The organism is Mesorhizobium sp. M8A.F.Ca.ET.165.01.1.1, from assembly GCF_004792065.1.
Taxonomy (GTDB): Bacteria; Pseudomonadota; Alphaproteobacteria; order Rhizobiales; family Rhizobiaceae; genus Mesorhizobium.
This window is the reverse complement of the sequence record NZ_SRTH01000116.1, coordinates 1-367: the sequence shown is the minus strand read 5'-3', so window position 1 is coordinate 367 and position 367 is coordinate 1. Positions and strand designations below refer to the sequence as shown.

General features: G+C 59.4%; 1 protein-coding gene. It reads right to left on the bottom strand.

Annotated elements, in window-relative coordinates:
• A partial coding sequence (locus EN808_RS35345; protein ID WP_348630959.1) for a DUF2314 domain-containing protein occupies positions 1 to 367 on the bottom strand: 367 nt, incomplete at both ends.

Here is a 367-nt window from a genome sequence, read left to right as displayed (position 1 = left end):
CAGTCGGAAATATCGTCCTTGGTGAATTCGATGCTCTGGCCGAAGACGACGTTGCCGACGAGTTCCGGCTCATTCGCCAATATGCCTACAAAGCCGTCGGTGGTCCGTTTGAAGGGGATGACCCAGAAATGCTCCGTCACATTTCCGTCCACGACCATGACCTTCAACTTGAACTTGTCGGTTCCCGGCGGCGGCGCTTCTGACAGAGCCAGGAAGTCGTCCAGGCTCGATCGTGCCTTTGCGATCGCCGCCGTCCTATCCGGATCGTCCGGCGCCACCATCACCGTCTCGTCGTCGCTTTGACCGGTGTCCTGCGCTCGCACATGCAGAGGCGCGAGCGAAAGCAGCAGGCATAGTGCGATGCGAA